Genomic DNA, 26,757 nt, shown 5'->3' on the forward strand with positions numbered 1-26,757 from the left:
CCATGGCCGACCTCAGAACAGCACGGAACAAGCGGGTTCCCGGCGGCAGGACCGGTGCTCCGGTCCGGCAGGGTCACGCGATGCGGCGCGTCCACCTCGCCTGCGGACACGTTCAGCGAGATCGGATCGCGCGGGCGGGCGACCACGTCTGGTGCGAGGCCGACTGCGCCGACTGGGTGCGCGTGGTCGCGGTCGACGAGTAGGGCGAACCTCCACCACTCAGCAACCTTCGCCGAAAGCACCAGTCGGCGGCGCGCCCCGCGTGGGCCGACCGGCCGATGCGGGGTTGATGAGTGGTGGAGCAGCGCATCTTGCCGAGCGCGCCAGAGATTGGTGAGTGGTGGAGCGACGCACCTCGCCGAGACCGAAGCGCGCCGGGGTTGGCGAGTGGTGGAGCAACCCAGCTCCCTGGTGACGGATGCACGCCCGGCCCTCCGAAGGCCGGGTCCCTGGTTCGACTCCAGGCAGGGAGACGGCGGGCTTGTCGGCTGCGAGACTGACCGGCATGCTCGACAAGGACGCGATGGTGTGGTCGGCCCCCGAGGACCAGCGGGACGGTCGCCCGCTGGTGGTTCTGCTGCACGGGCGCTACGGGACCGAGCACGACATGACCCAGTTCTTCCCCGCGCTGCCGGCCGATGCCGTAGCGGTGTCGCTGCGCGGTCCGGTCCCCTGGGGTGATCGCTGGGCCTGGGCCCCGGAGTGGACCGCCGACGGTGCAGCCGCGCACCAGATCCGCGCGGTCGTCGACGAACTGCTTGCCTGGGTCACCGGGCTGCGCGGCTTCGGTTCGATCTCGCTGGTCGGGTTCTCCCAAGGGGGAGCGACCTCGCTGCTCATGCTGCAGGCGGCGCCGCGACAGTTCGCTGCCGTTGTGCAGCTGTGCGGCTTCATGGCGCCCGAAATGGCGGGCCCCGACGACGAACTGCGCGCAGTTCGCCCTCCGGTTCTGAACATCCGCTGCGGACAGGACACTGCGATTCCGGCCGACCTCGCCGACTACACCTCGGCCTGGCTACGGGCCCGCACGACCCTGACCGAGCTGGCCTTCGAAGAGCTCGGTCACGCGATCACGCCGGAGTTGATCGCCGCCACCGCCGACTACCTCCGCTGACCTGCCCAACGACGTCAGAGGAACAGCTTGTCCGGGTTGAGCAGACTCTGCGGGTCGAACGCTGCCTTGACGTCGCGCTGGAGGCGGAGGCCGACCGGGCCGAGCTCCTGGGCGAGCCACTGGCGCTTCAGCTTGCCGATGCCGTGCTCGCCGGTGATCGTGCCGCCGAGCGCCAGCCCGAGCTCCATCACCGCGCCGAACGCCTCCAACGCCCGCGCCTCGGCGGCCGGGTCGGACCGGTCGAAGACGACCGTCGGGTGCATGTTGCCGTCGCCGATGTGGCCCGGGCAGCAGATCAGTACGTCGTACTTCGTGCCGATCTCGGTGATTCCGGTCAGCAGGGCGACCAGCTTCGACCGCGGCACGGCGACGTCGTCGATGAGCGTGGTGCCGAGCGGTTCGAGCGCGTAGTGCACCAGCCGGCGGGCCTCCAGCAGCATCGCGGACTCCTCCGCGTCGGACGCGACGGCGACCTCGGCGGCACCGTGCGCGGTGCAGATCTCGGCAATCGCGGCGACGTCCTCGGCGGCCCGGGGGCCACGGTCCGACTGCGCCATCAGCAACGAGCCGACGTTCTCCGGCAGGCCCATGTCCCGGTAGTTCTGAATCGCCCGGGCGGTCGGCCCGTCCAGGAACTCGAGCAGTGAGGGACGCAGCCCGGAGGCCATCACCGCCGCCGCGGCAGCGACGCCCTCCTCGACCGACAGGAACGTCGCGGCCGCCGTCAGCGCCGCTTCCGGCGCCGGGCGCAGCGCGAGCGTGGCCTCGGTGACGATGCCCAGCGTGCCTTCGGACCCGACGATCAGCTGCGTCAGGTCGTAGCCGGCGACACCCTTCACCGAGCGGCGTCCGGTCCGCACGACCTCCCCCGACGCGAGCACGACCTCCAGCCCGCGGACGAAGTCGCCGGTCACGCCGTACTTCACGCAGCACAGGCCGCCCGCGTTGGTGGCGATGTTGCCGCCGACCGTGGACATCTCCCACGACGACGGGTCCGGCGGGTAGAACAGTCCCTGCCCGAGCACGGCCCGGGACAGGTCGGCGTTGACCACGCCCGGCTGGACCACGGCGACCTGGTCCTCGACCGAGATCTCCAGCACCCGGTTCATCCGGGCCGTCGACAGCAGGATGCAGCCGTCGATCGCGTTGGCGCCGCCCGACAACCCGCTGCGCGCCCCCTGCGTCACGATCGGTACGCCGTACTCGCCGGCCGCGCGGACAACCTCCTGCACCTCGGCGGTCGTGCCGGGACGCACCAGCACCAGCGGCACGCCCGCCGCGCAGAAGGTCGCCTCGTCGTTGCGGTTGGCATCGAGCACGTCGGGATCGGTGACCACCGCCTTCTCGCCGAGCGTCGAGCGGAGCTTGGCGAGCAGTTGATCGGCACTCATGCCTGGTCCTGCTCGGCCAGCAGGCGCAGGATCAGCTCGGCGCGGCGGACGCGTTCGCGGCCGAGCGCCTCGGCCGTCGCGGCCAGGTGGAGACCGACCGGGTAGATGTTCGGCGCGTTCCGCAGACCCATCTTCAGGTAGACCGGCGCCGCCACCCGCACCACCTCCGGTACGTCGTAGAAGCGCACATGCCCGCCCTGGTCGTCCGGCACCTCGATGTACATGTCGATCGGCACCGAGGTCACCGACCGGATCTCGGCCAGCACCGGCACCGGCAGGTCGGTCGACACGTTCAGGCTGGTCGCGCCCAGCCGCTCGTACAGCGCGGCAGTCGGTGCGTTGGGCAACGGCATCAGCACGGACGTCTTCAGCACCAGCTCGGCCGGCAGCTCGCCGGACTTCTTCAGGTCGCCGAGCAGTTCCAGCACGCCGAGGTCGCCGACCAGCAGGCTGCGCACCCCGAGCTCGACCGCCCGGTAGGCGTCACACAGCGAGGCGGCCACCATCTCGTTGCCCCGCGCAACCCCACCGACCGCGGCCGAGACCTTCGCCTGACCGCCGACGTCCCAGGAACCGCGCGGCCCGAGAAACAGGCAGACCTCGACGTCGTGCGCCGCGCCGAGCTCGACCATCTCCCGGATCTCGCTGTCGGTCAGCATCATCACGCCGCTGCCCTGCGAGATCCGGTGCACGGTCACGCCGCGCGCGGACGCCTCGTCCAGCACCGCCCGCATCACCGCCGGGCCCTCGCAGCTCGGGATCTCCACCTTGTACGCCGAACCGTCGCCGAACCGGCCGGTCGCGTCTCCCCCGGCGGCGAATCCCCGCTCGGCCAGCAACGCGCGCGCTTCCTGCAGCCTCATACCTCTCCCCAGGTTCCGAGCGAGCCCGACGCGTCGGTCAGGTCCCGCGCTGTCCCGCTGATTTCCAGGTCGAACCGGTCCCCTGCCTCCACCAGCAGCGCAGGCGACACCAGCAGCTCGTGCGGCGACAGGGTGTCCCGGATCCGGGCCAGCCGCAGCTCCGACCAGTCCCGCCGTCCACTCATCGCAGCCGCGGCCAGGACGGCGGCCGCGTCGTTCTCCAGCACCATCGGCAGCCGCGACCGGCGTGCCCCGCCGGCGCCCGACGTCAACGCGTTCACGTAGCTGGCGCGCAGGTCGATCTGCTCGAGGATCCGGGCCGGGATCACGTCGGCCAGGCCGAGGCCGGAGGCGTTGCCGTGCGACGCCTCCGACAGCCGGTGCACGGTGATCGCGGCGATCGACGGCAGCTCGAACTCGGGGATGCCGTGCACCCAGCACCGGCCGATCACGTTGGTGTCCATCCCGGTGCCGGACTTGTCCTTGCCCATTTCGTCCACCACGAGCACGTCCAGCTCGTCGAACGGCAGCCGGCCCATCAGGCTGCCGGCCCGTTGCAGCAGGGCGTTCTCGGCGGCGGCACCGATCCCGTCGGGTGGCACGAACTCGACGGTCGCGGTCCGGTCGACGGCGTTCTCCAGGATCGCCAGGCCGCCGACGATCTTGCCCTCGGCAACGATGGTCCGGGCGGCCGCCTCGATCGCGGCGCCGAGCGACGGGATGCCGCCGGCGTGCAGCGTCGCGGCGCCGCGGTGGTTGCCGAGGCCGATCGCCAGGATCTTGGCCAGCCCGCTCTCCACCGGTCCGTGGAAGTCGGTGTGCGGCTTGACCCGGTTGACCAGCAGGACGCCGTCCGCCGCGGCCGCGATCGCGTCGTGGTGCACCGGGGTGCCGTCGTCCAGCTTGCCGACGACAACGGTCTCCATCGTCGCCTCGATCGGGCAGCCGACCGACTCCGGCGTCACGCCGAGCCCGGCCAGCATCTCCCGCTGGCCGTCGGCGGTCGAGCCGCCGTGCGATCCCATCGCCGGTACGACGAACGGCTCGGCCCCGGCCTCGCGAAGCCAGTCCACGGCCGCCTTCACCACCGGCACCAGGTCCCGGATCCCGCGGCTCCCCGCGGTCACGGCGATTCTGGCACCCGGCTGGATCATCGCGGACGACGCGCCCAGCGCGGCGCGCGCCGCGCCGTACGGGTCGCTCTCGGCCGGAAGGTCAGGCATCAACCGGCGAACCGGCGTGACCTGAGGCAAGGTGCCCGCAGGCCGCAGCCCACGGACAGCCTCGAACGGGCCCCAGCCGGCGGGCGCCGAACTCGCGCCCGCGGCGACGGAGCCCGGCGTCGACGAGACGGCAGGTCGCGAGGCTCCGGCGTCCCCGCCTTCCCCCGCGCCCCGCTCTTCGCCGGTCATCAGTGGCTCTGTCTCGCGACGGCGGAGCCCGTGCGCCCGATCAGGAAGTCGAGGTCGCAGCCCTGGTTGGCCTGGGTGACGTGCTCGACGTAGAGGCGGGCCCAGCCGCGGTCGGTCGGGGCGACGGTGGGTTGCCAGTCTGCGCGACGCTTGGCCAGCTCCTCGTCCGAGACGTCCAGGTGCAGCCGCCGCGCGGGCACGTCGAGCTCGATCCAGTCGCCGGTGCGGACCAGCGCGAGCGGCCCGCCGACCGCCGCCTCGGGGGCGACGTGCAGCACCACGGTCCCGTACGCCGTACCGCTCATCCGCGCGTCGGAGATCCGCACCATGTCCTCGACGCCCTGCTCGGCGAGCTTGCGCGGGATCGTCATGTTGCCGACCTCGGGCATGCCCGGGTAACCGCGCGGTCCCGCGTTCTGCAGCACCAGCACGGTGTCCTCGTCGACGTCCAGGTCCGGGTCGTCGACCGCCTTGTCGTACTCCTCGATGCTGCTGAACACCAACGCCCTGCCCCGGTGCTGCAGCAGTCGCTCCGACGCCGCCGACTGCTTCACCACGGCACCGTCCGGCGCGAGATTGCCCTTCAGCACGGCCGTTCCGGCACCGCTGCCGAGCGGGTTGCCGACGGGACGGATCACCGGGTGCGCGGGCTCGCCTTCCTGACCGCTCCAGTCGGTGCGCTCGGCGTTGGCGACGTTCTCCCCGATGGTCTTTCCGGTCACCGTGACCGCGTCCGCCTTGAGCAGCGGGAGGATCTCCCGCAGCACGGCCGGCAGGCCACCGGCGTAGTAGAAGTCCTCCATCAGGTACTTGCCGGACGGCTGCAGGTCCACCAGCCACGGCACCCCGCGGGCCCACTCGTCCATGTCGTCCAGCGTCAGGTCGACGCCCACCCGCCCCGCGATGGCCAGCAGGTGGATGACGGCGTTGGTCGACCCGCCGATCGCCGCGTTCGCCCGGACCGCGTTCGCGAACGCGTCACGGGTCAGGATGTCGCTCGGCTTGAGGTCCTCGTGCACCATCTGCACGATCCGCTGACCGGCCTGCTGGGCGATCGAGTACCGCCGGGAGTCGACGGCCGGGATCGCCGCGGACCCGGTCAGCTGCAGGCCGAGCGCCTCCGCCATGCACGCCATCGTGGACGCCGTGCCCATCGTCATGCAGTGGCCGTTGCTGCGGGACATGCCGGACTCGGCCGCCGCGTAGTCGGCCTCGGACATCCGTCCGGCGTTGCGGTCCTGGGTGAACCGCCAGACCGCCGTACCGGAGCCGATGTCGCAGCCGCGGAACTTGCCGTTCAGCATCGGGCCGCCGGTCACCACCAGCGTCGGCAGGTCGACCGAGGCGGCGCCCATGATCGAGCCGGGCGTGGTCTTGTCGCAGCCGGTGAGCAGCACCGCGCCGTCGATCGGGTTGCCGCGCAGCGACTCCTCGACATCCATGCTGAGCAGGTTGCGGAACAGCATCGCGGTCGGCCGCAGCATCGTCTCGCCGAGCGACATCACCGGGAACTCCAGCGGGAAGCCGCCGGCCTGCCAGACGCCGCGCTTGACCGACTCGGCCAGCCGGCGCAGGTGGGCGTTGCACGGGGTCAGCTCGGACCAGGTGTTGCAGATGCCGATCACCGGGCGGCCGTCGAAGACCTCGTCGGAGAACCCTTGCGCCCGCATCCAGGACCGGTGGATGAAGCCGTTGCGGTCCTTCTCGCCGAACCAGTGGTCGAAGCTGCGCCGGCCGATGTGCTCGCTCGGCCGGCCCGGCTCGTCCCCGACCGGCCGTCCGGTCTTCTCCGGCGTCGGCTCGCCCCCAGGATCCACCGCTCCCGGCGCGGGGCGGTCGTTGGGGTCGTTGGTCGGGGGCAGGTCCGTCATCGAGATACCTCCGCGGTGGTGATGGCTCCGTTGATCCGGCGGCTGATGCCGGCCGGGTTGGCGTCCCGGAGTACGGCGGGCAGTACGGCGTCCGGAGTGTCCTGGTAGGCCACCGGGCGCTGGAACCGCCGGGCCGCGGTGACGCCGACGCTGGTGTGGATCGAGCCTACGGTCGAGGGGAACGGGCCGCCGTGGTGCTGGGCCCAGGAGACCGCGACGCCGGTCGGCCAGCCGTTCCACAGCACCCGTCCGGCCCTTGCCGTCAGCAACGGCAGCAGCCGGGCCGCCAGCTCGGCGTCGGCGCTCTCCTCGGCCTGCAGGGTGGCGGTCAGGTTGCCGCCGAACGCCTCGACGCCGGCCACCAGCTCGTCCACCGACCCGTACTCGACGACGATCGAGACCGGCCCGAAGCACTCCTCGAGAATCTCGTCCGGCCGGGCGAGCAGCTCCGGCACGGTCGTCTGCAGCAGCGTCGCCGGGCCCTCGCTGAGCACCCGGACGCCCTCCACCTTGCGCAGCCGGTCCAGCCCCGAGGAGAAGCCCTCGGAGATCTTGTCGCTCAGCATCTTCGCCGCCGCCACGCCACCGGTGGCCTCGGTCAACCGGTCCTCCAGGCCGTGGCCCGCGGGCAGGAACAGCAGGCCCGGCTTGGTGCAGAACTGGCCGACGCCGAGCGTGAACGACGCGACGAACCCGCCGGCGAGGTCGTTGCCCCGGGCGTCGATCGCGGCCTGGGTGACGAAGACGGGGTTGAGGCTGCCGAGCTCGCCGTAGAACGGGATCGGCTCCGGCCGGGTGGCCGCGATCTCGTGCAGCGCCTTGCCGGCCGGGACCGAGCCGGTGAACCCGGCGGCGGTGATCCGTGGATCCTTCAGCGCGGCGACGCCGACGTCGAAGCCCTGGATCAGTCCGAACGTACCGGCCGGCGCACCGGCCGCGCGCAGCGCCTCCATCATCACCTCGGCGGTTTTCACCGACAGCTCCGGGTGACCGGGGTGCGCCTTGACGACAACCGGGCAGCCGGCGGCCAGCGCGGACGCGGTGTCGCCGCCGGGCACGCTGAACGCGAACGGGAAGTTGCTGGCCGCGAACACCAGCACCGGCCCGAGCGGCACCAGCACCCGCCGCAGGTCCGGCCGCGGTACCGGCTTGGCGTCGGGGTCGGCGGTGTCGATGACGACCTCGAGCAGCGAGCCCTCCGCCAGTACGTCGGCGAACATCCGCAGCTGGCCGGTACTGCGGGCGACCTCGCCGCGCAACCGCGGCTCGGGCAGCGACGACTCGCGCATGGCGATCGGCACCAGCTCGTCGGCGGCCGCGTCCAGCGCATCCGCCACCGCGCGGATCCAGCCGGCCCGTACGGCGGGCTCGGACGCCGCCAGCGGTGCCGCCGCCTCGGCCGCGTCGGTGAGGACCTGCTCCAGTTCAGCGGGAGTGGTGTCGGGGGTCATCGGTTCTCCTCCAAGGACTCGGCGGCCGGCCTGCTGCTCTCGGCCGGACTGTCTCGGTGGGCCAGGAAGGTGAACGGCTCCCGGCCCACTGCCACCGTATTCGTCAGCGTGCCGACCTCGCTGATCGCGATCTCGACCACGTCACCGGCCTGCAGGGCGAAGTCGAGCTCGGGCACGATGCCGGTCCCGGTGGCCAGCACCACACCGTCGGGGAAGTCGTTCGGTACGAACAGCACGTCGATCAGGTTCTGCAGCTCACGGACCAGCTTGGCGGTCGAGGTGGTGCCGGTGAAGACCTGCTCGTCGCCGCGCCGGATGACCAGCTCGATGGTCAGGTCCTTGGGGTTCGGCACCTCCCAGGCCGGGCGGATCCCGGCGGCCAGCGCGCAGCCGCCGGCGAACACCTTCGCCTGCGGGATGTAGAGCGGGTTCTCACCCTCGATCGAGCGGGAGCTGAGGTCGTTGCAGATGGTGAAGCCGACGATCTCGCCGTGCGCGTTGGCGACCACGGCCAGCTCCGGCTCGGGCACGTCGTGGCCGGAGTCGACCCGGATGCCGATCGGCTCACCCTCGGTCACCACCCGCCAGGCCGGCGCCTTGAGGAACAGCTCCGGCCGCTCGGCGGAGTACACCCGGTCGTAGACGTCCTGCTGGCTGCTCTCCTCCATCCGGGCGCCGCGGGACCGCTCGTACGTGACGCCGGCGCACCAGACCTCGCCGCGGCCGTCGAGCGGGGCCAGCAGCTGGACGTCGGCGACCGGCAGCTCCGGCCCGGTCTTCGCCACGGCGGCGCGCAGCTCCTCGGCGGTCAGCCGGAGCAGCTCCGCCAGCTCGGTGACGCCGAGCACCGGTGCCACCGTGTCACCGGTGCGCACTCCGGCCTGCGGACGGCCACCGGGAGGCTGGTATCGGACCAAGTGCATGGGTTCACCTTTCACATCGAGGTACCGAGCAAACCGCGGGTGATCTGGAAGCCGACGTTGCCCGAAGCAACCGCCTTGGGGACCTGCAGCCGGCTCGCCACCGCGGCGATCGTGTCCAGCCCGGTCCGGGCCTGGTCGGCGGCGTCGCCGGCCGCGACCGCGTCCAGGTCGTCGCCGTACTTCGCGACCGTCTCCGGGTCACTGCTGATCTCCACCACCGGGACGAAGCGCTGGGCCGACAAGGTGCCGCCGGCAACGTGCGCCAGGATCTGCTGGACCCCGCCGGCGCCGAACCCGGTCGCGGTCTCCATCCAGTCGGTGCCCGGCATCCGCATCACGTGCCACCCCGGCGCGGCCAGGCGTTGCCCGTGCGCCAGCGTCGGCGCCACGGGGCCGGGGGTGGTCCCGAAGGCGGCGACGCGGAACGAGTCGTGGGCGAGCAGGGCACCGCGCGACGACAGGACGACCGAGCCGCCGGCGGCGACGAGCTCGTGGCCGATCAGGGCCATCGCCTCGGCGGTGTCGTCGCTGAGCGGGCCGCGCGCCTCCAGCGCGACGGTCAGTGCGCCGACGTCACCTTCCACCTGCTGGGGTGCGGGCAGGTCGAAGCTCGAGAACCAGTCGCGAACCCGGTCGGTGACGGCGTCCAGTCCCCCGTCGGCCTGGATGCTGGCCCAGCCGAAGCGCGACGGGTCGGCGCCGGCCTCGACCAGCTTGGCGCGGAAGTAGTCGTTGTGGGTCTTCTCGCAGCCGTGCTCGAGCAGAAGGGCCATCCGGGTGTTGGGGTGCAGCAGGTAACCGAGCAACGTGCGCGCGAACGTCTCCTCGGACGCCCCGCCGCTGCTGCCACAGCCTTCCGTGTGCGGCAACGCCACCATCCGGGTCACCGCGTCCCCGGCCCACTTCTCCAACTCCGCCCGACCGGCCAACCGCAAGGCGATCTGTCCCGAGCACAAGCTGGTCGGAAGGATCAGCCCCACCGCCTCAGGCAGTTGCCGCCCGTCGACCTCCAGCAACCGCACAGCCGGTACGCCCGCGCCTGCGGCGCTGTTCACCTGCAGTGGCAGGCCGGGGAGCAGCGCGTCGCGGTCTTCGGTGGGGAGGTCTTCGAGTTTGCGGGTGGTGCGGCCGTCGGTGGTGATGGAGATGCCTTCGCGGGGACCGCTCTGGCGCCAGTTCCGCCAGATGGAGACCTGGCTGTGGCCGGCACGTTCGCCCGCGCTGGGTTCGCCGGAGGCCACCCGGACGGTCAGGTCGAGCGTCTCCGCGGTCAGCGCGTCCATCGACGTACCGGTGAGGTAGCGGCCGGCGTCCACGTCCATCTCGGCCTCGAGCAGGTCGTACCGCGCCGAAGTGGTGACGAACTTGATCGTCGGCACGAACGGGAAGTTGGTGATCGACCCGTTGCCGGTGGTGAAGAAGATCAGGTTGCAGCCGCTGGCGACCTCCCCGGCGATCGACTCCAGGTCGTTGCCGGGGCTGTCCATGAACACGAAGCCGGGCCCGGGCACCGGCTCGGCGTAGTCGATCACGTGGTCGAGCCGGACGTCGCGGTCCAGCTTGCGCGCCGCCCCGACCGACTTCAGCACGATGTTGTAGAGGCCCCGGTACACGTTGCCGCCGGACGGGTTGCCCTCGGCGGTGTGCCCGTGCCAGCCGACGCGTTCCTTGAACGCCTGCACGGTCCGCAGGAACCGGCGCGCGGTCGGCAGGTCGCGCACGTTCTTCAGCACGTACCCCTCGGCGCCGATCAGCTCGTCGGTCTCGGCAAGGACCGCGGTGCCCCCGTGCCGGATCACCTCGCGGGCGACCGCGCCGGACAGCGGGTTCGCGGTGACGCCGGAGAACGCGTCGGACCCGCCGCACTGCAGCGCGATCCACAGATCGGCCAGCGGCACCTCGGTCCGTTGCTGGGCGTCGACGACCGGCAGCCACGGCTCGATCAGCGCACCGGCCGCGGTCAGGTCCTGCTCGAACCCGGCCTGCCGGGTGAAGAAGGCGTGCGGGACCTGGAGCTCCGGATAGCCGCGCTCGGCCATGAAGTCCCGGATCGCCTGCCCGGACACCAGGTCCTCTTCGGTGTCGACGACCAGCACCGCCCCGACGTTCGGGTTGAGCGCGAAGCCGGCCAACGTGGCGAGCAGCAGAGTGAGGTTGTTCGGCGTGCCTTGCTCGGCGCCCTCGGTGTGCGCGACCGGTACGACGCCGTCGCCGGCCGCAGCGCCGTCGAAGCGGCGGGCCAGCTCGGTCACGAACCCGCTGCTGCGTGAGCTGGTCGCCAGCAGCACGACGTGGTTGCGTGTCCCGGCCGGCCCCTGGGCCCGGGGGTAGCCGAGGAACGTGCCGGGCTGCTCGACCGAGGTGACCTGACGGCCCAGGTGCACCGCGTTCTCGTCGAGCTCGTACGGGTCGAGCGGTTCGTTGCTCGCCGACGGCGCCGCGGGGAGACCATCCACCCCGCGGGCGGAGACGGCGGCCAGGCTGGTCGGCGTACAGACGTAGTCGCCGACGGCGAGGTCGCGCAGGGCGCGGGCGAACGGGGTCTGCCAGGAGGTGAGCGCCTCACCCGTGCGCACCGGCCGGACCACGATCCGGTGGCCTTCGAGCACGGTGTGCGGCAGCGTCACCGGCGTACCGGCGAAGTCGACCACGGTGCCGGCGTCGAGCCGGCGGGAACAGATCGCGGCGTTGTCCCCGGGCTCAGGCAGTACGGCGACCTCATCGAACCTCAGCATCGTGGTGGACACCTCTCCCGATCCCTCGACCGGCCACTTGCCGGCCACTCTGGCCGGCTCTTCACCGGATCCTGGCTAGCTCCTGGCTTGCCCCTGGCTGGGCGGCGGCGAATCGTGCATGATGCATGATGACCAGAGTCACCCTGCCGAATCCGGACGGCTGGGTCAAGGGCGAGACCAGGTGCTGGAGAGGCCGATGACGGACATCCTGGAGCCGCAGGACCGGCGGCTGCTGCGTCGGCAGATGCTCGTCGACGACGTCTACGAGGCGATCAAGACGATGCTGATGGACCACACCATCCAGCCCGGCGGGCGGATCTCGATCGACGGGCTGGCCCGCGAGTTCCAGGTCTCGTCGACGCCGGTGCGGGAGGCGCTGGCCCGGCTGGAGTCGGAGGGGCTGGCCGACAAGGAGCCGCTCAAGGGGTACCGGGCGACGCCGCTGCTGACGCTGGAGGAGTTCGACGACCTGTACGCGTTCCGCCGGCTGCTCGAGCCGTGGGCCGCGCGCCGGGCCGCCGAACTGATCGACGACACCGGGCGGGAACGGCTGGCCGCGGAGCTGTCGACCGCTGTCGAGCCGACGTCGGTCGACTACGCCGGCTACAAGTCACTGACCGCGCACGACAACCGGTTCCACACGCTGATTGCCGAGCTGTCCGGCAGCGAGCAGGTCCGGTCGGCCTTCGAGCGCACCCACTGCCACCTGCACATCTTCCGCCTCCACTACGAGCGCGACATCGGCCCGGAAGTGCTCGACGAGCATCGCCGGCTGGTGGCGGCGATCAGCTCCGGCGACCCGTCGGCCGCCGAAGCTGCGATGACCCAGCACATCGTCAACTCGATGTCGGTCCGCCTCCGCAAGATCTACGACACGCCCTAGCCCTCGATGACGGGTGTCAGCTGACCAGGAGCGCGACGATGGCCGGGCCGAACGCCGCTCCGAGCAGGTAGCAGAGGTTGAACAGCCCGATCCCGGCGGTGCGGTCGTCGTCCGGCAACCGGTCGGTCGCGTGCACGGCGAAGACGCCCTGTCCGGAGGCGGCGGCGATGGACGCGAGCGCCTGGGCCCCGAGCAGCACCGGCACCCAACCGCTCACCGGGGCCGCGATCGAGGCGGTCACCGCCATCGCCACCAGGACGACGGTGATCGTGGAACGACCGATCCGCGCCGAAGCGGCGACCACGAACCAGGAGAGCCCACCGCCGAGCAGCAACGGCCAGACCATGGCGGCACCGATCTGGCTGGTCGACCATCCGGCGCTGTCGTTCAGTAGGTCAGGGATGGCGTACAGCAACCCGAAGTTGACTACAGCGAGTCCGAGCGCCAGCAGCGAGGGCAGCAGGAAGCGCGGGTCGCCCACCACCGCCGCCGGCAGGAAGCCGCGCGGCCGGGACCGGACATGGGCGACCAGGGCCGCCAGCACCAGGCCCGAAGCCACTGCGGCCGGCAGTGGTCGGTGCGGGACGAGGACCAGCGCGGTCACCAGCCCGGTCAGCAGCGCCGCGCCGATCAGGTCGAACCGCTCGGCCGAGGCAGCGAGCTCGGCGCGGGCCATCACGACCGGAACTCCCAGCAGACTGATCGCCGGCAGGGCGAGGGTCGCCTGCCAGCCGAGCACGTCGTTGACCAGCGAGCCGACCAACGGCGAGGTCGAGCCGACCACGGCCAGCGACGCGGTGACGAGGCCCATCCGGCGCGGTGACCCGGCCAGGGTCATCGCGATCGAGGTCAGGCCGGCGGTGCCGAGCGCCTGCAGGGCGCAGCCGATGATCAGCGCCGTCAGCACCGGAATCGTCGCCACGAGCGCCGCGCCCAGGGCAATCAACGCCGCGCACGTGATCAGCCCGGTCCGCAGACCGCGGTGGCGGGTCAGCCCGGCCAGCAGCGGGGTACCGACGGCGATGCCCCAACCGAAGGCGGTCACCGCCCAGGTCACCGTGTCCCTCCCGGTCCCCAGGTCGCCGGCGATGTCGTCGAGCACCAGGCTGGGCCCGGCGATGCCGAACGACAACGGTCCCGCGATCAGCGCGAGCCAGAGCGCCGGAATCACTGCCGGCGACGAGGGGGTTGCGGTGGGATCGGTGCGCAGCGAGCCGGAACCGGCTCGGCGATCAGGCATATTCTCCTCCAGGGTCAATCGAGCCGGGGCGGTCAGCGCTGCAGCGTCGGGTAGTCGGTGTAGCCGCGGTGGTCACCGCCGTAGAAGGTGGCTGGGTCCGGCTCGTTGTAGGGGCCGCCGGCAAGGATCCGCGCGGGCAGGTCGGGGTTCGCCAGCCACAGCGCCGCGATGCCGACGGCATCAGCCAGGCCGCTCCGCACGGCCTCGTGCGCGACCTCCGGCCTGACCATCGCCTCGTCACCCGTCCGGTGCGGGTTGAGAATCAGCGGACCGGCCCACTCCCGCCGGATCAGCTCGGTCACCTCGCGGTGCCCGAACTCCATGACGTGCACGTACGCCAGGCCGAGCGGGGCCAGCGCCCGGATCAGCGCCTGGTACAGCCGGCCGGGGTCGCTCTCCGAGACCCCGTTGCTGGTGCTGCCGGGGGACAGCCGGATGCCGACCCGTTCCGGACCGATGGCGTCAGCGACCGCCCGGGCGACCTCCTCGGCGAACCGGATCCGGTTGGGGATGCTGCCGCCGTAGCCGTCGGTGCGCAGGTTGGTGTTGTCGGCGAGGAACTGGTGGATCAGGTACCCGTTGGCACCGTGCAGCTCCACCCCGTCGAAGCCCGCGTCCATCGCGCAGCGCGCGGCGAAAACGAAGTCGTCGATCGTCCAGGCGATGTCGTCCAGCGTCATCTCCCGGGGCACCGGCCGATCCAGCAGGCCGTCGGCGGTGTACAGCCGGTCGTCGCACGCGATCGACGACGGGGCGACGGGCAGAGCGCCGTCCGGGTACAGGCAGGGATGTCCGACCCGGCCTGCGTGCATCAGCTGGACGAAGATCCGGCCGTCCCGGTCATGCACCGCGTCGGTCACCTGCCGCCAGCCCGCGATCTGCTCGGCCGAGTGCAGGCCGGGAGTGTCGATGTAGCCCTGGCCGATGGCGCTCGGTTGGGTGGCCTCCGTCACGATCAGCCCGGCTCCGGCCCGCTGGGCGTAGTACTCCGCGGTCAGCTCGGTGGGCGAACCGCCGGTGCAGCGGCTGCGGGTCATCGGCGCCATCACCAGGCGGTTGGGCAGCGTCAGCTTTCCCAGCCGGAGCGGCTCGAACAGTTCCTGCATGGAAAACCTCCGGTCGGTGGCTCGGCGATCTCGGTGGTGTCGACGCTAGGAGCCGGTGGCGGTCGGCGAATCCGTAAGCTTTCTGCGCCGGTTACGTATTCGCTGAGCCGCGTACTGACCGAGGCCGGTCGGCGTACCCGGGGTGTGCGAGGAGTGGGGATGGGGCTGTACGGGAGGACCGCCGAGCAGGAGCTGCTGAGCGACCTGCTGGCCGGGGCACGCGCCGGGGCCAGCGGGACGCTCGTGCTGCGCGGAGAGGCCGGCATCGGCAAGACCGCGCTGCTCGACTGGCTCGCCGCCGAGGCCAAGTCCTCAGCCGGCGAGGACCCGGTCCGTGTGCTGCGGGTGACCGGGATCGAACCGGAGGCCGACATCGCCTTCGGGGGGCTCGTCCAGCTGCTGTGGCCGGTGCAGGAGCGGTTGGCGTCGCTGCCCGGGCCGCAGGCCGCCGCGCTGGGCGCGGTCCTCGGCTCCGGCGAGCAGCGCGGCTCCGACCGCTTCCTGACCGGACTGGCCGTCCTGACGCTGCTGGCCGAACTGGCCGAGGACGGCTTGGTGCTCTGTCTGGTCGACGATGCGCAGTGGCTCGACCAGGCGACCGCGGAGGCCATGCTGTTCGCCGCACGGCGCTTGGCGGCCGAGCGGGTGGCGATGGTTTTCGCCGCCCGCGACGGCGGCTTCACGGCGGCCGGCCTGCCCGAGCAGCCGCTCGACCGGCTGCAGGACGTCGATGCGCGCAGGTTGCTGGCCCAGGCAGGGGTGGCGCCCATCCTCCACCAGCAGGTTCTGACCGCCTCAGCCGGCAACCCGCTGGCCTTGCTCGAGTTCGCCGCAGCGCGCCGCCAGCAGGCCGGGCATCCGGTGCCCTTGTCGGTCCCTGACCGGGTCCTGGCGGCCTTCCGCGCCCGTATCGCTCAGCTCCCCGAGCGGACCCGCTTGCTGGTGCTCGTTGCCGCCGCCGAGGGGCGCGGCGAACTGCCGCTCGTGCTCGAAGCCGCGAAGCTCCTGGGGATCGGGCTCGGCGACCTCGAGCAGGCCGAGCTGGCCGAGCTGGTGCACGTCATGCACGGCACGTTGACCTTCCGCCATCCCTTGATCGCGTCCGCCGCGTACCAGGGCGCCCCGCTCGCCCGGCGGCTCGCTGTGCACCAGGCGCTGGCTGAGGCCGCCGACGATCCCGACTGCAGGGCCCGGCATCTGGCAGCGGCCGCCACCTCGCCGGACGAGTCGATCGCCGCCGAGCTGGCCGCCGCGGCCGAACGCGCTCGGGCCCGGACTGCGTACGCCGCGGCGGCACGGCTGTTCGAGCACGCGGCGCGCATCGCCCCGGAGCCCGACCGCCAGGCCGAGCTGCTGGCAGAGGCGGCCAGGCAAGCCCTGGTCGCCGGGCTCGCCCCGCTCGCGGTGGAGCTGGCAGACAGGGCAGAGGCTCGCACCGGCACCGCAGCTGTCCGGGTGGGGCTGGCGCCGCTGCGAGCGGCAGCCGCCGCCGAGGTCGACGATCACGGGCACGCTGCGGGGCTGTTGCTGCATCGCGCAGCGGAGGCGTCGCCCGACGACGCTGCCTCCCTGCTGCGGACAGCGGCCGACCAGGCCTGGCAGGCCGGCGACGCCGGGGTGGTGCGGGACGCCGCCCGTCAGCTGCACGCCCTCGGAGCCGACGACTCGGTTGCGACCGCTTGGGCCGCTCTGACGGAGGAGAAGTACGACGACGCACTGGCGCGGCTGCGGAGGGTCCTCGCTCGCGGCGGTGACGGCCGTGAGCAGCCGGCGTGCCCGACTCTGCCGCCGCGCCTGCTGGTCGCGGCCGGAGCACTCGGCGACGACGAAGCTGCACTGAGGGTCGCCGAGGCCGAGCTGACGCGATGCCGGGAAGAGGCGCTGATCGGCAGCCTGCCGCAGGCGCTGGAAGCCTGGGCGGAGGTGCTGGTGGTGACCGGCCGCTACCGCGAGGCCAAGGCAGCTGTCGCCGAAGCCGAGGAGATTGCCCGGGACATCGGTCTGCGCCGACGGCTGGCCCGGCTGGCGACGGTCCGCGCCCGGATCGCCGCGGTCCAAGGCGACGAGGATCGAGCACTGGCCGCAGGGCTTCCCGGGTCCGAAGGTCCGCCCCACACCGCCGTACTGGCCCTGCTGGACCTCGGTCTGGGACGGACCGAGAAGGTGCTCGAGCGCCTGGAGGCCGTACCGGCCGGGTGGCCGCAGGCCACGCTGATGCCACTGGCCGCGGCTGCCGACCAGGTCGAGGCGGCCGTCCGGCTGGGCGAGCCAGAACGTGCCGCCGAGCCCTTGCAACGCTTCAGCGCTTGGGCCCACGCCGCCGGCACCAGCTGGGGCCGGGCGGTGGTCCTGCGGTGCCGAGCGCTGCTCGCCGAGGTCGATGCCCTTGACAACGTTGACCCGGACAACTTGTACGCCGGAGCATTGCGGCTGCACGAGGGTTCCGGCCGACCCTTCGAACAAGCCCGGACCGAACTGGCGTACGGCGAGTGGTTGCGTCGATCCCGCCGGCGCAGCCACGCCCGGGAGCCGCTCAGAGCGGCTTTGGCCGTGTTCGAGCAGCTCCGGGCCGCGCCTTGGGCCGAGCGGGCACGCGCGGAACTTCTGGCGACCGGAGAGGTGCTGGCAACGGCGAAACCCACCGCCGACAACCTGGTCGACCGGCTGACTCCACAGGAGTTGCAGGTGGTGCGATTGGCGGCGGCCGGACAGAGCAGCCGGGAGATCGCCGCCCAGCTGTTCCTCAGTCGCCGGACCGTCGAGCACCATCTCTACAAGGCCTACCCCAAACTGGGCGTCGGCTCGCGCCGCGACCTGGCCCGCCTCGACCTGGGATGAGTGATGTCCTTCACAGCCGATCAGATCGCCGGCGGTGCGGGCCGGGTCAGCTGGGGCAGGCCGTAGACGATGGTCGGGACCGTCACCGGCGTCTACGGTCCTTCGTCGTTTCCCGGCGAACGGCCGACCGACGGCGTTGCTGTTCGCAACCATCATGGTGATCCAGTCGGACGGTACGGTGGTGAGCTACTGAAGCTGCAATCGACCCGCATCACCACGAATCGGGGAGTCGAGGCCGTGGCCGCACCGAACGAACCGCTGTCTCGTGACGAACTCGTCGGCTTCGTGCGCGCCCGGCTGGAGCGGACGCGGGATCAGGACAGCCGAGCGGTCCTGCTGGCCGTCGGGCAACATCTGCGGCGTCCGGACTATGCCGGACTCTCCGGCCGAGCGACGGTCGACTTGCTGGCGAGCAACCGGTGGAAGCTGGAACACAATCTGTCCCCCGGGCAGCTTCGTGCCTTGTCGGAGGTCGTCAACCAACTCGATTCCGTGGTCGACGATCCTGACCGCGCGCGCCGGTTCGTCGAGGCGGGCGCCGCACGGGCCGCGCAGGGCCGGCCCACCGCCGCAACGCCGCAGCCGGCGCGCGACGGTGCCAGAGCAGACCTCGTGGATCGGGTGACCGGCAGCGCGGCGGGCTCGGTGGTCGTGCACACCAGCCAGTCCCCGGGAACCCCGTTGCGGTACCGGTCCGGGCCGGCGAAGTCCGAGCTTTCGGGGTTCCAGAACTTCGGGGACGGAGTCGACAACCCGTCGAGTCGGCCGTCCAAGGAGTTGCAGGACGCCTGGGCGGAGGCCGGACCGACGATGTACGAAGGGGTGGCTTTCGTGCCCGCCACTGAACCCGCCTACCGGTCCGAGGAGTACGTCACCAAGCGGCGGCTGTTCGGACCGGCCGAGACGGCGACCAGGCAGGTGCAGGACGGCAGGCGAGCGAAGATGGTCGACGGTCCGCGGGGACCGGAGCCAGGTGTTCGGTTCGGCTACGCCTTCGACCCTCATCAGCACGGTGGCAGCCCGAACGGCCTTCCGGGCTACCGTGATCCGGCCAGCGGGCGGCACGGAAACCTGCTGGCCGTCGAGGCGGTCCTACCGGCGTCGGTCGCGGCGAGCCTGCAGACTGCGATCGAGCGCGACCCGGCGTACGCCAGGACCGTCGTCGAGCAGTTGGTGCTTCGCAACGGTGGACTGGACCCGGCTGCGTGGGCGGGAAACGTGCCGTCGGGGCTGCCGATGCAGCCGCCGTACAGAGAGGTTCCCGTGACGAAGCCGCTGCACCTGGTCACTCGTGGTGAGGGCGGCAAAGTGGCCGTCCGTCCGCTGCAGCAGACTGCGGGCCGGAGCAACGGCAAGGATTTCGGCGAGTTCGTGCAGAAGTTCACGGCGACCGGCGCGGGGCAGGGCAGGAGCTCCGGGCAGCAGACCGGTGGAGACGGCGCCCGGTCCTATCGGCACGATCGGGAGCAGCCGTCCGGCCGTAGCGGCGGCCGGGGCTGAGCTCGCGCCCTGGAGAGCGCACCCCGGATCCCGTGGTCACGGTCGTTGTCATCGGTCCCGACACGACCCGCTGAGCTCCAGACCGCCGCCCTGCTGGCCGCAGGGGGTAGCGGGCGGCGACCCAGGCTTGATCGGGTCCGCCCGGGTCGCCCCCGCGGTGGTCGTCGGCTGAGCTGCCGCACACCGCGAGGGCCGGTCTCAGCGGGTGATCACCAGGGCGTCACCGACCGGGCGTTCACCGGCCGCGTCCGAGGGCTGGTTGACGACCTTGCCGTTGGCAACCATCGTGGTGGAGCCGCCACCGTCGAGGTTGACCGCCTCACGCAACCCGAGGGACTTGGCGACCGCGGCGGCCTCCGCGATGCCCAGGCCGAGGCTGCTGACGTTGCGGCCGTCGGCGGTGATCAGCACCGTGCGCCCCTGCGCGTCGACGCCCGCGATCGTGCGCGGGTTCCGCTTGTGCACCCAGCCGTAGTAGAAGTTCGGGTTGCCGGCCGGGGCCATTCCGTCGGCCTTCGGGGTCGCCATCAGCCGGCCGTCGCGGACCAGCTCCGGACCGCCGTTGACGACCGAGGTCCGCGGTGACAGCCGGACGTCACGGCCGCGCGCGTCGGTCAGTACGGCGCGAATCTCCAGCCGCCGGCCGACCTGCGCCGCCGCGAGCAGCGCCGCGACCTGCGAGCCGGTGGCCTGGACCGTCCGGCCGCCCTCCGGAATCGCACCGCCGCGGGTGGCCGGGCGAATCGCGGTGACGACACCACGCCGGTCGACAATCACCTCGGCGCCCGGACCACTCGGCGTACTCACCCCGTACGCCGCGTCGAACGCGATCAGCTCGTCGGCGTCCGTGCAGGTCACGTCGTGCAGCGGTGCGGCGGTCGGGAGGTCGTCGGTGGTGCCGCCGCAGTTGCGGATCAGGCCGGGGACGCGGTTCAGCCCGTCCAGCGGCAGCGGCCGCCCGGTCCCCCGGATCTCACCGCGCCAGCGGAACCGCTCGACCGACGTACCGCGGGCGTTCTCACCGACCACCAGCGCGGGCCGTCCGGCCGTCGGCTCGCTGACCAGCCGGCCGTCGTACACCGCGACGCCGGCCGGATCGCCCGGTGCCCCGGCCTTCGGGTCGAGCACGAAGAAGCCGGCGTTCACCGCGGCGGTCGCCCCGGTCAGCGTCGCCAGCGTGCTGGTCGTCTCCCGCGCCTCCAGATCGAGCCCGTACGACGCGTCGAGCGTGCCGCGGAACTTCTTCGGGTCGATCGTCAGCACCTGGACCTGCCACGGACCGGTGGAACCGCTGAGGTCGTCGGGCTCGCCGTCCCAGCCGGTGTAGATGCTGGAACCGTTGAGCCCGGCGGCGATCACCTTGGCTCGCAGGGCGTCAGCCTCCGCCTTCGTCGGCAGGGATCCCAGGCGCACGCGGTACCCGAGGTGACCACCGCCGGCGTCGGCGAGGCGAGGGGTCAGTACGTCCTCGACCCGGGGCTCCAGGCCGGCGGCGCGCAGCTTGGCCGCCGCGGCCTCGGCTCCCGCCTGGTCGGACAGCGCGGTCGCCGGCGCGTCGGGATCCGGCGAGCTCGAGGGGATCGCCACTTCCACCGTCCAGACCGACCCTGGACCGGTTTGGCCCCGGGTGATCTTGGTCAGCGTGACACCGGGCTGCAGGGTGGTGGTCTCGCGCTTCTCGGGCAGGTGGGCGGGCCCGAGCGGGAGGCCCGGCGCAGCGACCTGCGACTGGGCTTGCGCGGCCACCGCGGGCAAGGCCGCGAGCGACACCACAGCGAGCGCGGACGCGGAGCGGCGAAGGCGGAAGGTCATGGCCACCTTCCTATGTCAGCGGTCTACCGGCCGCAAGAACCTGGCGGTGAACGACCAACGACTTTCCGGGAATTCCGCAGGTCAGCGGGGTGTTTTCGCAGATGTACCTTCGATAGCTCTTGGAGAGTGATCGCGCATGACCGGTCTTCGACGCGGGCGTAACGCCGTCAAGACCACCGCCTTGCTGGCCCTGCTGACCGCCCTCATCATCGTCGTGGGCGGCCTGGTCGCCGGGTCCACGGGTGTGGTCGTGGCGACGGTGCTGTCGCTCGGCCTGAACGCCTACCTCTACTTCAACTCCGACAAGCTCGCGCTGCGCTCGATGGCCGCCCGGCAGGTCAGTCCGCAGGAGGCGCCGGAGCTGTACGCCGTCGTCGCGGAGCTGTCGCAACGCGCCGGGCAGCCGATGCCGCGGATCTACGTGAGCCCGATCGCCCAGCCGAACGCGTTCGCGACCGGCCGGAACCCCGAGCACGCCGCGGTCGCGGTGACCGCCGGGATCCTGCAGCTGCTGTCCCCGCGGGAGCTGCGGGCAGTGCTGGGGCACGAGCTCGCGCACGTCTACAACCGCGACATCCTGACCTCCAGCGTGGCGGCCGGTCTGGCCGGAATCGTCACCATGCTGGCGAACCTGGCGATCTTCCTGCCCTTCGGCAGCTCGGACGACGACGACGCGCCCAACCCGCTGGTCACCCTGCTGACGGTGTTGTTCGCGCCGATCGCGGCGAGCCTGATCCAGCTGGCGATCAGCCGCAACCGTGAGTACGAGGCGGACCACGACGGCGCCGAACTGTCGGGCGACCCGCTGGCGCTGGCGAGTGCGCTGGCCAAGATCAGCCGCGGTACGACGGCTCTGCCGCTGCCGGCCGAGTCAGGTGTGGCGACGCAGAGCCATCTGATGATCGCCAACCCGCTCAGCGGGCACGGGATCGGGGCGCTGTTCTCCACCCACCCACCGATGGACGAGCGCATCCGGCGGCTGCACCAACTCGCTGCCAATCCGCACGTGCTCGCCAGCTGAGAACAACCAACGAACGCCGTCCGGACCGAGCCCGGACGGCGTTCAGGTGTTCAGGGAAGGCGGAGCTGCGCCCGGTTTCGGGGGTCAGGCCGGGGCGTCGCCGTGGTCAGGGATCTCCAGCTGGACGCCGCCTTGCAGGGCGGACTGGTGGGCGTAGATGCCGGGCAGGGTGTAGCGGGCGGCGACCCAGGCGTTGATCGGGGGCAGGGTCTTGTCGGCGACCGCGCGCACGAAGTCGTCGGCGAGGAAGTGGTGCGAACCCTCGTGGCCGTTGTGCAGGCCGGCGAACTCGGCGGGCAGCCGGCCGCGGTCGTGCACCGGCGACAGGCCGGACAGGAACGCGTCCCGCAGCGCCGGGTCGACGTTCGCCAGGTCGTCGTCCTCCAGCGAACCGCTCGGCGTGGTCTCCATCAGGTGGCTGATGTCCTGCACGCCCTCCTTGGTCTGCCAGACCGTGGTCGTGGCCAGCTGCTCGAAGCTGCCCTCGGTGCCGAACACCCGCAGCCGGGACTCCCGGATGTGGGACGGGTAGCCGACCCGGCGCATCTCGTTGGTCCGCATCACCCCGCCGTCGGCCAGCGTGAACAGCGCGGTGGCGTTCGAGAAGTCGTTGCCGAACTGGCTGATCTCCCGGTCGAAGACCCCGTCGCCCCGGTCGTCCTTGACCCCGACGCAGGACACGTGGGTGGCGTGCTGGCCGGTCACCGACAAGACGTTGCCGACGGCATGCGTCGGGTAGAGCATGGGCGGGAACGACGCGGTCTTCTTCCAGTCCTCGCCACCGCTGTACTGGTACGCCGCGTAGAAGCCGAGATCCATGTCGTGGACGTAGTCGCCCTCGCAGTAGAAGACCCGGCCGAAGTCGCCCTTGGCCAGCCGGTCTCGGCAGTACACCGAGGACGGGTAGTAGTAGCTGGTCTCCCCCATCATGTAGGTCAGGCCGGTCTCCTTGACCAGCTCGATGATCCGGGCGATCTGGTCGGCCTCGATCGCCATCGGCACCGTCGAGTAGACGTGCTTGCCCGCCTCCAACGCACGGATCGCCATCTCGCCGTGCAGCCAGCGCTGGGTGAAGATCGCGACCGCGTCCACGTCGGAGGCGAGCATGTCCTCGAACGACTGGTAGGTGACCGCGATGCCCTGCCGCTCGGCCATCTCGGCCAACCGGTCCGGCAGCACGTCGGTCAGCGAGACCGCTGAGACGTCCGGGTGCGCGGTCCACAACCGCAGGAACGAAGGGGCGAACTGGCCGGCTCCGACCACGCCGATGCTGATGCTCATGGCTCCAGGCAATCACACATTTTTGTTCCACGAAAGAACAAATCCGCACGTTGAAATGTGTGACGCACGCCACGCCCCTAGGAGGACACGACGGACCGGAGTCGTTCCGGGTGGTCGGTGGTGATTGCGTCGACGCCGAGCTCGACCGCCCGGGCGAACGTCGCGGCATCCGGGACCGGCCAGGCGGTGACGTCGAGGCCGGCCCGGTGCAGCTCGGCGACGCCGTCCACGGTGAGTCCGGCGCTGCCGCACAACGCCGTGCCGGCTTCGGCGGCGCGGGTCAGCGCGAGCACGTCCGCGACGTCGGGGGTCCGGCCGAAGATCAGGCCGGTCGACGCGTCCGGCAGCGCTCGCCGGACCGCCAGCAGGATCTCGGCGTGCGACGAGGTCACCATCGTGCGCGCGGCGAGCGCCGGATCGGCCTGCAACGAGGCGACCAGCAACGGCACCGCCCGGGCGGCTTTGACCTCCGCCTGCAGCCGGACGTCGACCGCCTCGACGGTCTCCGCCCAGGTCGGTACCTGCTCGCCCTGCCCCGCGTCGAGCTGGCGCAGCTCGTCGAAGGTCAGCTCCTCGACCGGCCCACTGCCGTTCGTGGTCCGGTCCACCGTGGCGTCGTGCAGCACCACCAGCTCGTCGTCGGCCGTCACCCGCAGGTCCAGCTCGATCTCGTCGCAGCCGTCGGCGACCGCGCGCCGGAACGAGCGCAGCGTGTTCTCCGGTTCGGATCCGAGCGAGCCCCGGTGTCCGGTGATGATCACACGCGGACCGGCGCGCGGCCGGCCAGGTAGGCGGCGACGGCCTCGGCGGCGATCGAGCCGGCCCGGCGCGCGGTCTGCCGGGTGGCGCCGGCCAAGTGCGGCGTCATCACCACGTTCGGGGCCGTCAGCAGGCGCGAGCCGGCCGGCAACGGCTCGGCCGGGAACACGTCGAACGCCGCCGCACCCAACTGGCCCGACTCCAACGCGTCCACGGTCGCCTCGTAGTCGAGCAGGCCGCCCCGCGCGGTGTTCACCAGGACGGCGCCGCGCCGCATCCGGGCGAGCTGGTCGGCACCGATCATGCCGCGGGTCTGCTCGGTGAGCCGCGCGTGCAGGCTGACGACGTCGGACCGGCCGAGCAGCTCGTCGAGCCCGACCACCTCGGTGCCCTCGGGCGGCGAGGCCGCGTCGTACGCCGGGTCGACGACCAGCACCTTCGCGCCGAAGGCCAGCATCACCCGCGACACCCGCTGGCCGATCGCGCCGTACCCGATCAGGCCGACGGTCGCGCCGTCGAGCTCGGACCCGCACTCGTCGTAGGCGTAGAGGTCGCTGCGCCACGCGCCCTGCTCGAGGGTGCGCTGCAGCTGCGGAAGCTTGCGCAGGGCCCCCATCATCAGGGCGACCGCGTGCTCGGCGGCGGCGACCGCGTTGCGGCCCGGGGTGGAGGCGACGGTGATGCCGCGTTCGGTGGCCGCGGGCACGTTCACGTTGACCGGACCGCCCCGGCAGCAGACCAGGAAGCGCAGGTCGGGCGCGGCCTGCAGCACCCGCTCGGTGAACGGACCCATCTGGGTGATCGCGAGCTCGACCCCCGGCAGCGCCTCGATCAGCGCGTCCTCCGCGTCGCTCGCCTCGTCCACCTCGGCCACCGGCCCGAACGGCGTGAGCGGCCACGGCAGCGTCACCTCCCGGAAGTCGAAGGTGACGTCCGGCAGCGCGGACAACGCGTCGGCGAGCAGGTCGTTGCGGACGAAGTGGTCACCGGCCAGCAGGGTCTTGACGGTTCTCATCGAACTCCTGACGTCGTCGGGCGGGGCACGGGAGCAGTCGTCGGAGTCGTCGCCGGCCCAGGTGCGACCGGCGGGCGGTGCACGGGAGCCGGGTCCGCCCAGCGCGGCCGGGCGGCCTCGATCCGGCGCAGGTAGTGCGCGTAGCCCTCGGCGTACTGCGCCGCGCGGTGCGGGTCGGGATCGATCTGCCGGGTCTCGGCGATCCACTCGTCGCCGACCGGGCCGAGCACGCGCTTCGCCGCGATCACCGCACCCCGGGCGGCGACCTGCGAGGCCTCCGCCGTGTGCAGCGGGGCGTTGAGCACGTCCGCGAGAATCTGCGTCCACTCGCTGCTGCGGGCTCCGCCGCCGCACACGGTCACCCTGCCGGTCCAGCCGGCCGCGTCGAGGCAGTGCCGCGCGGCGTACGCGATGCCTTCGCAGGTCGCGCGGACGAGGTCGCCCTGGGTGGTCGCGACCGAGATGCCGTCGAAGGTCCCGCGCGCCCGGGTGTCGACGAAGGGTGCTCGCTCGCCGGCTTCGGACAGGTAGGGCAGCACGGTGACGCCGTTGGCGCCCGGCGGGCTGTCGGTCAGCAGTTGCTGCAACTGGGAGGTGGTCGCACCGATCAGCTTGAGGACTTGGTCGAGCGCCGCCGTGCCGACCATCGCGGGCATCGCGCGGAGCCGGACACCGGGCGTCCAGGTGCTGAGCAAGAGGCCGGCCGGTTCGCCGTGCACGGGGAGATCGCGGGTGACCACCTGGCAGGCGAGCGTCGTGCCCACGGTCAGCAGGGCGTCGCCGACCTCGGTCACGCCGGCGCCGATCGCGGCGGCCGGCAAGTCGTACGGGCCGGCCGAGACGCGGGTGCCCGCGGGAAGACCGATCGTGGTGTCGATCAGCTCACCGACCGGGCCATCCGGTGCGACCGGAGCGAGCAGGGGCTGCCAGTCGGTGAGCCCGCAGGCGGCGAGCGCCTCCGCGTCGTACTGGCCGGTGCGGGGATCGAGGAAGGGAGCGGAGGCGTCGGAGACGTCGGTCGCCCGTACGCCGGTGAGCCGCTGCATCACCACGTCCTTGCAGTACGCCGCTGTCGCCGCCCGCCCGAGGACGTCGGGCTCCTCGGCGAGCACTGCGGCCAGCAACGGTCCCGAGGCGCCGGGGAACATCCGGTTCCCGGACCGGCGGAAGACCTGCTCGGCCACGCCGTCGGCGGTCCACCGCTCCAGGATCCCGCCGCTGCGAGCGTCCAGCCAGGAGATCGCCGGCCGGACCGGCTTGCCGGCCGCGTCGACCAGCCACAGGCCGTCGCCTTGCGCGGTGACGGCCAGCAGACCGTCGTTCACTCCGGTGGCGGCGACCAGTTCCGCGACCACCTCATTGACCGAGGCAACGATCTCGTCGGTGTCGTGCTCGAACCGGCCGGGCCCCGGACGGACCAGCCGGGTCGGCCGGGACGCCTCCGCGACCTGCCGGCCCGCCTCGTCGAAGGCGACGGCCTTGGTGACGGTTGTTCCGACATCCACCCCTACGTCCATCCGGCGCCTCCTCGTCCGTGCCCCA

General features: G+C 72.0%; 20 protein-coding genes. 6 read left to right on the forward strand and 14 right to left on the reverse strand.

The window, feature by feature from the left end:
- Nucleotides 1-80: 80 nt before the first annotated feature.
- Both KFLA_RS39505 and KFLA_RS32925 read left to right on the forward strand, forming a co-directional pair.
- Nucleotides 81-203 carry a hypothetical protein gene (locus KFLA_RS39505; RefSeq protein WP_272941270.1) on the forward strand — a complete coding sequence of 41 codons (123 nt, stop codon included), beginning with the start codon at nucleotides 81-83 and terminating at the stop codon, nucleotides 201-203.
- A 278-nt stretch (nucleotides 204-481) separates the two neighbouring features.
- Complete coding sequence (locus tag KFLA_RS32925; RefSeq protein WP_158307307.1) at nucleotides 482-1,114, forward strand: alpha/beta hydrolase; 633 nt, start codon at nucleotides 482-484, stop codon at nucleotides 1,112-1,114.
- Between the two features lie 14 nt (nucleotides 1,115-1,128).
- On the opposite strand, the gene KFLA_RS32930 is transcribed toward KFLA_RS32925, so the two are convergent.
- Genes KFLA_RS32930 through KFLA_RS32960 form a run of 7 tightly spaced genes read right to left on the reverse strand, consistent with a single transcriptional unit; the run spans nucleotide 1,129 to nucleotide 11,760 of the window.
- Nucleotides 1,129-2,505, reverse strand: coding sequence for an FAD-binding oxidoreductase (locus KFLA_RS32930; RefSeq protein ID WP_012924172.1), 1,377 nt, complete (start codon nucleotides 2,503-2,505; stop codon nucleotides 1,129-1,131).
- The gene (locus KFLA_RS32935; RefSeq protein WP_012924173.1) at nucleotides 2,502-3,368 is read right to left on the reverse strand and encodes a hypothetical protein; all 867 of its coding nucleotides are present in this window, start codon (nucleotides 3,366-3,368) and stop codon (nucleotides 2,502-2,504) included. Before KFLA_RS32935 ends, KFLA_RS32930 begins: the two co-directional genes overlap by 4 nt.
- A complete protein-coding gene (locus KFLA_RS32940) occupies nucleotides 3,365-4,780 on the reverse strand; it encodes a nickel pincer cofactor-dependent isomerase, group 22 (protein WP_012924174.1) in 1,416 nt (471 codons plus the stop codon). The genes KFLA_RS32935 and KFLA_RS32940 overlap by 4 nt, the downstream gene beginning before the upstream one ends.
- Complete coding sequence (locus tag KFLA_RS32945) at nucleotides 4,780-6,651, reverse strand: IlvD/Edd family dehydratase (protein WP_012924175.1); 1,872 nt, start codon at nucleotides 6,649-6,651, stop codon at nucleotides 4,780-4,782. Before KFLA_RS32945 ends, KFLA_RS32940 begins: the two co-directional genes overlap by 1 nt.
- Nucleotides 6,648-8,102 (reverse strand): aldehyde dehydrogenase (NADP(+)), encoded by a 1,455-nt coding sequence (locus tag KFLA_RS32950; RefSeq protein WP_012924176.1) that lies wholly within the window; start codon nucleotides 8,100-8,102, stop codon nucleotides 6,648-6,650. Before KFLA_RS32950 ends, KFLA_RS32945 begins: the two co-directional genes overlap by 4 nt.
- Complete coding sequence (locus tag KFLA_RS32955) at nucleotides 8,099-9,025, reverse strand: fumarylacetoacetate hydrolase family protein (protein WP_012924177.1); 927 nt, start codon at nucleotides 9,023-9,025, stop codon at nucleotides 8,099-8,101. Before KFLA_RS32955 ends, KFLA_RS32950 begins: the two co-directional genes overlap by 4 nt.
- Before the next feature lie 11 nt (nucleotides 9,026-9,036).
- The gene (locus KFLA_RS32960; protein WP_049797659.1) at nucleotides 9,037-11,760 is read right to left on the reverse strand and encodes a UxaA family hydrolase; all 2,724 of its coding nucleotides are present in this window, start codon (nucleotides 11,758-11,760) and stop codon (nucleotides 9,037-9,039) included.
- 196 nt (nucleotides 11,761-11,956) lie between these two features.
- Here KFLA_RS32960 and KFLA_RS32965 point away from each other — a divergent pair, with 196 nt between their 5' ends.
- Nucleotides 11,957-12,643 carry a GntR family transcriptional regulator gene (locus KFLA_RS32965; protein ID WP_012924179.1) on the forward strand — a complete coding sequence of 229 codons (687 nt, stop codon included), beginning with the start codon at nucleotides 11,957-11,959 and terminating at the stop codon, nucleotides 12,641-12,643.
- A gap of 16 nt (nucleotides 12,644-12,659) precedes the next feature.
- Here the strand turns inward: KFLA_RS32965 and KFLA_RS32970 are convergent, their stop codons facing one another.
- Entirely contained in the window at nucleotides 12,660-13,883 is a 1,224-nt protein-coding gene (locus KFLA_RS32970) for an MFS transporter (RefSeq protein WP_012924180.1), read from the reverse strand.
- Between the two features lie 32 nt (nucleotides 13,884-13,915).
- Entirely contained in the window at nucleotides 13,916-14,989 is a 1,074-nt protein-coding gene (locus KFLA_RS32975; protein WP_012924181.1) for an alkene reductase, read from the reverse strand.
- Nucleotides 14,990-15,148: 159 nt separating this feature from the next.
- Here KFLA_RS32975 and KFLA_RS32980 point away from each other — a divergent pair, with 159 nt between their 5' ends.
- Entirely contained in the window at nucleotides 15,149-17,827 is a 2,679-nt protein-coding gene (locus tag KFLA_RS32980; RefSeq protein ID WP_012924182.1) for an ATP-binding protein, read from the forward strand.
- A gap of 237 nt (nucleotides 17,828-18,064) precedes the next feature.
- Nucleotides 18,065-19,327 (forward strand): hypothetical protein, encoded by a 1,263-nt coding sequence (locus tag KFLA_RS32985; protein WP_148256798.1) that lies wholly within the window; start codon nucleotides 18,065-18,067, stop codon nucleotides 19,325-19,327.
- Between the two features lie 198 nt (nucleotides 19,328-19,525).
- Here the strand turns inward: KFLA_RS32985 and KFLA_RS32990 are convergent, their stop codons facing one another.
- Nucleotides 19,526-21,139: a phosphodiester glycosidase family protein gene (locus tag KFLA_RS32990; RefSeq protein WP_012924184.1), complete on the reverse strand. Its 1,614-nt coding sequence runs from the start codon at nucleotides 21,137-21,139 to the stop codon at nucleotides 19,526-19,528.
- A 136-nt stretch (nucleotides 21,140-21,275) separates the two neighbouring features.
- On the opposite strand from KFLA_RS32990, the gene htpX reads away from it, so the two are divergent.
- Nucleotides 21,276-22,160, forward strand: a complete 885-nt coding sequence (gene htpX / locus KFLA_RS32995) for a zinc metalloprotease HtpX (protein ID WP_012924185.1) — start codon at nucleotides 21,276-21,278, stop codon at nucleotides 22,158-22,160.
- Nucleotides 22,161-22,244: 84 nt separating this feature from the next.
- Here htpX and KFLA_RS33000 read toward each other — a convergent pair whose 3' ends face one another.
- From KFLA_RS33000 to KFLA_RS33015, 4 genes are all read right to left on the reverse strand, one after another.
- Entirely contained in the window at nucleotides 22,245-23,441 is a 1,197-nt protein-coding gene (locus tag KFLA_RS33000; protein WP_012924186.1) for a Gfo/Idh/MocA family protein, read from the reverse strand.
- Between the two features lie 77 nt (nucleotides 23,442-23,518).
- Nucleotides 23,519-24,202 carry a glycerophosphodiester phosphodiesterase gene (locus KFLA_RS33005; RefSeq protein WP_012924187.1) on the reverse strand — a complete coding sequence of 228 codons (684 nt, stop codon included), beginning with the start codon at nucleotides 24,200-24,202 and terminating at the stop codon, nucleotides 23,519-23,521.
- A complete protein-coding gene (locus KFLA_RS33010) occupies nucleotides 24,199-25,215 on the reverse strand; it encodes a 2-hydroxyacid dehydrogenase (RefSeq protein WP_012924188.1) in 1,017 nt (338 codons plus the stop codon). Before KFLA_RS33010 ends, KFLA_RS33005 begins: the two co-directional genes overlap by 4 nt.
- On the reverse strand, nucleotides 25,212-26,732 hold the full coding sequence (locus KFLA_RS33015) for an FGGY-family carbohydrate kinase (RefSeq protein WP_012924189.1): 1,521 nt from the start codon (nucleotides 26,730-26,732) through the stop codon (nucleotides 25,212-25,214). Before KFLA_RS33015 ends, KFLA_RS33010 begins: the two co-directional genes overlap by 4 nt.
- Nucleotides 26,733-26,757: the final 25 nt, after the last annotated feature.

The organism is Kribbella flavida DSM 17836, assembly GCF_000024345.1.
GTDB classification, from domain to species: domain Bacteria; phylum Actinomycetota; class Actinomycetes; order Propionibacteriales; family Kribbellaceae; genus Kribbella; species Kribbella flavida.